This window comes from Streptomyces sp. WG7 (assembly GCF_049975785.1).
Lineage (GTDB): Bacteria > Actinomycetota > Actinomycetes > Streptomycetales > Streptomycetaceae > Streptomyces.
The window spans coordinates 1-6,646 of the sequence record NZ_JBNGGE010000096.1 but is presented as its reverse complement, the minus strand read 5'-3'; the positions used below and the strand labels follow the sequence as shown (position 1 = coordinate 6,646).

The 6,646-nt window shown below is 71.9% G+C and carries 5 protein-coding genes and 1 pseudogene; 3 read left to right on the top strand and 3 right to left on the bottom strand.

The features are described from left to right. The first annotated feature begins 254 nt into the window (after positions 1-254). Positions 255-506, top strand: a complete 252-nt coding sequence (locus ACP4J0_RS37990) for a hypothetical protein (protein WP_426603932.1) — start codon at positions 255-257, stop codon at positions 504-506. 65 nt (positions 507-571) lie between these two features. Next, the gene (locus ACP4J0_RS37985; RefSeq protein WP_426603930.1) at positions 572-1,198 is read left to right on the top strand and encodes a TIGR04222 domain-containing membrane protein; all 627 of its coding nucleotides are present in this window, start codon (positions 572-574) and stop codon (positions 1,196-1,198) included. A gap of 77 nt (positions 1,199-1,275) precedes the next feature. Here the strand turns inward: ACP4J0_RS37985 and gcl are convergent, their stop codons facing one another. Then, the gene (gcl, locus tag ACP4J0_RS37980) at positions 1,276-3,060 is read right to left on the bottom strand and encodes a glyoxylate carboligase (protein WP_426603928.1); all 1,785 of its coding nucleotides are present in this window, start codon (positions 3,058-3,060) and stop codon (positions 1,276-1,278) included. Between the two features lie 155 nt (positions 3,061-3,215). Between gcl and ACP4J0_RS37975 the strand changes: the two genes are divergently transcribed. Then, positions 3,216-3,908 carry a hypothetical protein gene (locus tag ACP4J0_RS37975; RefSeq protein ID WP_426603926.1) on the top strand — a complete coding sequence of 231 codons (693 nt, stop codon included), beginning with the start codon at positions 3,216-3,218 and terminating at the stop codon, positions 3,906-3,908. Positions 3,909-3,994: 86 nt separating this feature from the next. On the opposite strand, the gene ACP4J0_RS37970 is transcribed toward ACP4J0_RS37975, so the two are convergent. Further along, positions 3,995-4,384 (bottom strand): hypothetical protein, encoded by a 390-nt coding sequence (locus ACP4J0_RS37970; RefSeq protein ID WP_426603924.1) that lies wholly within the window; start codon positions 4,382-4,384, stop codon positions 3,995-3,997. Positions 4,385-4,465: 81 nt separating this feature from the next. Continuing rightward, positions 4,466-6,646: pseudogene (locus tag ACP4J0_RS37965) on the bottom strand (ALF repeat-containing protein); the annotation flags it as partial.

Genomic DNA, 6,646 nt, shown 5'->3' with positions numbered 1-6,646 from the left:
CGGGGGGGGGCGGGCGGGCCGTCGGCGGCGCGCGGGCGTCCCCCGCCGCCTGTGCCGCGGGGGGGCCCCCCCCCCCCCCCCCCCCCCCCGGGCCGGCCCGCCCCCCCCCCCCCCCCCCCCCCCCCCCCGCCTTCCCCCCCCCCCCCCCCCCCCCCCCCCCCGGCCGGCCCCCGCGCGCGGGCCCCCCCCCCCCCCCCCCCGCTTCCCTGCGTGCACCGGGTGCGGATTCCCGGCCCGCGCAGCAGCCTGGAGACATGGCAACGGCACACCCACCCGAGCACCCGCACATCGTCGTCCACTCCCCCGCCCTGGACGGCTCCCGCCGGGTCACCTCCGGCGACGAGACCCTCGGTGTCGCCTCGCACGCCGACGACGTCGCCGAGCTGCTGCGGCTGGCCGACCTCTACGTGACCGACGTCGAGGACAGCGAGCTGGTCGAGTGGCAGGGCGGCGGACCCGAAGACTGGCCCGGGCTGCACGAACACCATGAGCACCACGAAGGCTGAACGCGCGTAGCCGCCCCCGGCAGCGGGCACAACCCCGGGCACACGGGGTGCTCTCGGGGGGTGTCATGGACGACGACAGGACGGTCCGGCTCGCACCGCACGAGGTCGCGCTGCTCCGCGGCGGCCCGCGCGCCGCGGTGACGGTCTCCGTGGTGGACCTGTATCTGCGGGGCGCCGTCGAGGCCGGCCCGCCAGGCACCGTACGCGCCCTGTCGTCGGCGCCGGGGGCGGCCGCGGTCCCCCTCCCCGACCTGGCGGAGGCGGTACGGGGGTGCCTCGAGGAGCCCCTCTCCCTACGGAAACTGACCCGGCACCCGGACGTCCGCCTGGCGGTGGCGCTGATGCGGATCCCCCTGGCGGAGGCCGGGTTGCTGCGCTACCCGCTGCTCGGTCCGACCCGGGCCGCCCGCCGCCGGGTGCGGGCCCTCCAGGAGACCCACCCGGTGCCCACGAGCCGGCGCGGCATGACGGCGGAGGACAGGCTGCTCGCCGTCGCCCTGCACGACGCGGCCGCGCTACGCGTCCTGCTGCCCCGCTTCGCGCTGCGCGCCGGGCTCGTCGACCGGGTGGAAGTGGGCGGCAAGGGGCTCCTCAAGAACTCCCCGCCCGGCAGCGGGGGCGGTTCGGGAAGCGGCATGGCGCACTACTGCGGGGGCGGAGGGGGAGGCTGCGGCGGGGGCGGAGGCGGCTGAGCGGGCCCCACGGCAGGGCACACGAAAGAGCGGCCCGTCCGTCAGGAACGGGCCGCTCTGCGCGCACCGCGTACGGGTCAGGCCTTCAGCGGCCGGATCGCGGTCGGGGCGTGCCCCGGCTCGGTCGCGAGCTCCTCGAACTCCACGACGTTGCCGATGTCGTTGGTGCCCGACATGGAGATGTTGGTGACGCGCTCCAGGATCGCCTCGACGACGACCGGCACCCGGTGCTCGGCGGCGAGCTTCTTGGCCTGCTCCAGGGCCGCGCCCAGCTCGCCGGGGTCGGTCACCCGGATCGCCTTGCAGCCGAGGCCCTCGGCGACCTTGACGTGGTCGACGCCGTAGACGCCCAGCTCGGGCGAGTTGATGTTCTCGAACTCCAGGTTGACCTGGAAGTCGATCTCGAACGCCCGCTGCGCCTGCCGGATCAGGCCCAGGTAGGAGTTGTTGACCAGGACGTGCACGTACGGGATCTTGTGCTGAGCGCCGACGGCCAGTTCCTCGATCATGAACTGGAAGTCGTAGTCGCCGGAGAGCGCCACGACCTGCGCGTCGGGGTCGGCCTTGGCGACGCCGAGCGCGGCCGGGACGGTCCAGCCGAGCGGGCCGGCCTGGCCGCAGTTGATCCAGTGCCGCGGGCGGTAGACGTGCAGCATCTGGGCGCCGGCGATCTGGGAGAGGCCGATGGTGGAGACGTACCGGGTCTCCGGGCCGAAGGCCTTGTTCATCTCCTCGTAGACGCGCTGCGGCTTGATCGGGATGTCGTCGAAGTGCGTACGGCGCTGGAGCGTGGCCTTCCTCTCCTGCGCGGAGGCGGCCCACGCGGAGCGGTCGGGCAGCCTGCCGGCCGCCTTCAGTTCCTTCGCCACCTCGACGAACAGCTCCAGGGCCGCCTTGGCGTCGGAGGCGATGCCGTAGTCCGGGGCGAAGATCTTGCCGATCTGGGTCGGTTCGACGTCGACGTGGACGAACGCGCGGCCGGCGGTGTAGACGTCGAGCTTGCCGGTGTGGCGGTTGGCCCAGCGGTTGCCGATGCCGAGGACGAAGTCGGACTCCAGGAAGGTCGCGTTGCCGTAGCGGTGCGAGGTCTGGAGGCCGACCATGCCGGCGTTCAGCTCGTGGTCGTCGGGGAGCAGGCCCCAGCCCATCAGGGTCGGCACGACCGGGGTGCCGGTCAGCTCGGCGAACTCCACGAGCAGGTCGGCGGCGTCGGCGTTGATGACACCGCCGCCGGCCACGATCAGCGGGCGCTCGGCGGCGTTCAGCATGCCGATCGCCTTCTCGATCTGGGCGCGGCTCGCGGCCGGCTTGTAGACCGGGAGCGGCTCGTAGGTGTCCGGGTCGAACTCGATCTCCGTCATCTGGACGTCGATCGGCAGGTCGATCAGGACCGGGCCGGGGCGGCCGGAGCGCATCAGGTGGAACGCCTGCTGGAAGACGCCGGGGACCTGCGCCGCCTCCAGGACGGTGACCGCCATCTTCGTCACCGGCTTGGCGATGGAGGCGATGTCGACGGCCTGGAAGTCCTCCTTGTGGATCACCGCGGTCGGCGCCTGGCCGGTGATGCACAGGATCGGGATCGAGTCGCCGATCGCCGAGTACAGGCCGGTGATCATGTCGGTGCCGGCCGGCCCGGAGGTGCCGATGCATACGCCGATGTTGCCGGGGTGGGTCCGGGTGTAGCCCTCGGCCATGTGCGAGGCGCCCTCGACGTGCCGGGCGAGGGTGTGCTGGACGCCGCCGGAGGCCTTGAGCGCCGCGTAGAACGGGTTGATCGCCGCGCCCGGCACACCGAACGCGTCGGTGACGCCCTCGCGCTTGAGAATCTCAACTGCCGCGCGGGCAGCGGTCATACGAGCCATCGAGTACTCCTGCTGTCGGCTGTCGGATTCGCACTCCCGTCGCGCCCCGCGGTGAGCACTTCCGCAGCAACTTCCGTATAGCGAAATTTGTTTTCTACGATCTGGAAGTAATGTAAGTGGGTGGCCGAGGGCCGTCAAGAGAGGACGATGGGGCCATGTCCGAGACCATCCCGGTGTGCTGCACCGCCTGCGGACGCCGGCACCGCTACACGGCACCGTCGTATCCCTGCGCGTGCGGGGCGCCCGTCGCCCCGGAACTCGATCCGCGCCGGGCCGCGACCGCGGTCGCCCACCGGACGTGGGACGAGGAGTGGATCGGCGTGCGCTGCGCGGCCTGCGGGACCGAGAGCCGGTGGCCGCGTCCGGAGCTGGGCTGCCCGTGCGGGACGGTGCTGTGCGTACCGGTGGACCGCACGGCGACGGGCCGGTCCGGGCGCACCCCCGGGTCACGGGTCCCGGCGCACCGGGCCGTCCCGATCCGCACCGCCCGCGACGCGGTCACCGCCGCCGTCCTTTATCTGCGCGGGCTGGGTCACCGGGACGTCCGCCGCGCCGACCGGCGGCCCGTCTCCGGCATCGGGCTGGCCGCGCCCGGCATCGTCGTCCACGTGGATCCCACCGTGGTCCCGGCATCGGCACGGGACGTGGAGTGCCTGTGGCTGACGGCCATGGCGGAGTCCGCGAACTGCGTCCACTTCTCCCTCGCCGGGTACACCGAGGAGGCCCGCACCCGCGCCGACCTGCTGGGCGTCCCCCTCTTCGCCCTCGACCAGACGGGCGTGCCGCGCCCCGTCAACGCGTCGGCCGTGGCGCTGGACGCCACGGCCGACGCGGAACCATCTGAGTGAGCGACCACCTCGCCGCGTACCCGAAGACGGTGCCGCCCGGGCGCGGAGCAGGGCGGGCGACTGCCACAGAAAGCAGCTTTCACCCACTACTCAATAATGCGCCACAAGTAGGCTCCAGCCCCGATGCAAACCGTGGCCGAGCCGAGCATCCAATACAGAGAAAAGGTATTGAGGGGAATTTTGTCCCACGGCTTCTCTTCCTGCTCCGCAATATCAGCTGCGACCTTTTTCGCAACGGGCGCGAACATAATCACGAATGTGAGCAGGACACCACTGTAGATGTACAGGGTGTGGGCCACGGAATAACCTTTCACCGCAGCATTGGGAATCAGGAAGACCCAGCCGGCGAACGGGGCCAGAACCGTGCGCAGCCTCGCTTTGGGTGTCGGCATGACCCATGCCATGGTTGCCATGTATACGACGGTGGCGCCGGCGGAGACAAGTAACCACTGAGCTGTGGTGAGGTCGGCAGACATTACTTGAGGTACCTCCCGGACGCCACGCAAAACTGTTTCAACAGTGTTGACATTTCTGCCCGGGAGGCTACCACTCTCGTTTTACCAGGGCGTCAGGTCGTCCCACGTATCGCTGATCGCGTCACCCACGGCCTTTCCGGCCTCAACGATCGTACTGGTGGCCGGGGAGAGAACTGCCGCACCCACGCGCCTGGCCTGGACGCCGACCGACATGGCACCGGCCCCCAGTCCGCGGAAGGCGTCGTCGATGGCGCCGACTGTGCCCCCGAACTTGCCCCACGGAAGACCGGTGGTGTAAATGCCGACGGCGACGCCGAACGCCGAGGTGAGAAACGCCTCGGACGTGAAACCGTCGGTGAATCCGTAGATGACGCTGCTGGCGACACCGGTGATCAGGGAGACGCCGCCGAGGGCGCCGTAAAGCACCTCGCCGGCCGGCGGCGGGACCAGGAGGCTCAGTGCCGCGGCGTATCCCGAGTAGGTGGAGATCGTACCGAGCACGGAGGCGGCGTTGCGCCACTCGTCCTTGTCGGCGCCGAGGAAAGTCTCCGGCTCCTTCGCTCCGTCGTTCTCCGCGGTGTCGGCCTGGTCGATGCCGGCCTGCTTGGCCTTGTTCGCCTCCTCCTTGGCCTTCCGGGCCGCCTCTATTTGCTCCTGCCTGCGCTTCTGGGCGGCGATCTGCTTCGCCTCGGACGCGGCAGCCGCCGCCTCCGTGGCGTCCTTGCCCGCCTGCGTCGCCGAGGCACGGGCGGCGTTGGCCGAGGCCTGGGCGTTGTTGGCCGACACCACCGCCGAGGCGGCGGCCGCGGTCGCCCGGTTGGCGGAGTAGTTGGCGCGCCGGGCGGCGGTTCGTGCGGTCAGGGCCGCGTTCTTCGCCTTGTCGGCGGAGGCCTGGGCATCCTTCGCCGACTTCTCGGCGTCGTCCGCGTGGGCGTCCGCCTGCTTCTTGTACACCTCGGCCTGTTCCGCGGACTTCGAGGCGGCCGTGGCCCACCGCTGCGCGTCCTCCGCCGCATCGCGCGCCTCCGCCGCCACCTTCTGCGCGTAGGCCGCGTTCGTCACCGCGTCCTGGGCGTGCTTGGCGGCCTGGGCGAGCAGGGCCTGCATCGCCGCGATGTGAGCGGCGGCGTCCGCGTCGATCTGCAGCATCCGCTGGTACACGGTGTTGACGAAGTTGCGGCGCATCCAGCTCGGGCCCTCGAGCGCCACGGTCGCCGCCGTCCTGGTGTACGGCCCCGCGGAGCCGATGGACGAGAAGACGGCTACGTTGTCGTCCTCCGCCAGCGCCGGCCCGTACTTGACGGTGAAGAACTCGTGCACCGCCTTCGCCGAACCGTCGTTGAGTGCCTCGGTCGCTGCCTGGGTGACCGCCTTGCCGGGCTTCTGGCCGAGAATCCGGAAGATAGCCGCGGTCTGGTCCTCCCTCGCCGCCTCGATGGCCCCCGTGGTGAGGAACTCGGTGGGAGCGGCCTCGTCCGTGGACTCCAGCGCCGCCTGGGCCGCGCCGGCCACGTCGGCCGAGGAGACCTGGGCGACGAACACGACCGTCTCGCGGTCGTCCTGCTTCTGCGCGATGCCCCGGTCGGTGTCGACCCAGTTCAGGACCGATTCCTCACCGGCGGCGAGGGCGAAGGCCGCCGCCTCGCGGGTCCAGGTGCCGCTGGAGGAGCACAGGTTGAAGCACGCCTTGCGGCCCTGGTCGACGGCCGTCGCGCGGTCACCGGCCCTGAGCGCCTTCTCCGCCGCCGCGATCAGGTCCCGCGTGGCCGAGTCCATGGCCTGCTGATGGGTCAGCTGATTGCGCGCGTCCTCGATGTCCTGCTTCTCCAGCAGGGCGAGTTCGGCGGCCTCCGCCTTGCCCTGGTCGGCGTACTCCTCGAGCTTGATGAGCTCCGCCTCGCGCGCCTCCTTCTCCACGGCCTGGGCGTCCAGCACTGCCTTGATCGCGGCGTCGGCCGCCTCCTGGGCGTCGGCAGCCCAGGCAGTGCTCTTGTTGGCGAAATCGACGGCCTGCCCGGCGGCCTTCGCTGCCTCCTCGGCTGCGGCGGCGGCCTTCTCCGCGTGGCCGGCGGCGGAGTTGGCCGCGTCGCGTGCCGCCTCGGCCGCGGACGCCGCCTTGTTGGCCAGGGACTGTGCCGTGGAGGCGGCCCGGGTGGCGCGAGCCGCCTGGGCGTCCGCCTGCCGGGCGGCGGCACGGGCGGCGGCGGCCTCCGACTGGGCGGCACCGGCGGCGCCGGCCGCGGTGGCCGAGGCGTTGGCCGC

Coding starts and splice junctions, on each gene's coding strand:
- ACP4J0_RS37990 (WP_426603932.1), top strand. CDS start 255: ATGGCAACGGCACACCCACCCGAGCACCCGCACATCGTCGTCCACTCC.
- ACP4J0_RS37985 (WP_426603930.1), top strand. CDS start 572: ATGGACGACGACAGGACGGTCCGGCTCGCACCGCACGAGGTCGCGCTG.
- gcl (WP_426603928.1), bottom strand. CDS start 3,060: ATGGCTCGTATGACCGCTGCCCGCGCGGCAGTTGAGATTCTCAAGCGC.
- ACP4J0_RS37975 (WP_426603926.1), top strand. CDS start 3,216: ATGTCCGAGACCATCCCGGTGTGCTGCACCGCCTGCGGACGCCGGCAC.
- ACP4J0_RS37970 (WP_426603924.1), bottom strand. CDS start 4,384: ATGTCTGCCGACCTCACCACAGCTCAGTGGTTACTTGTCTCCGCCGGC.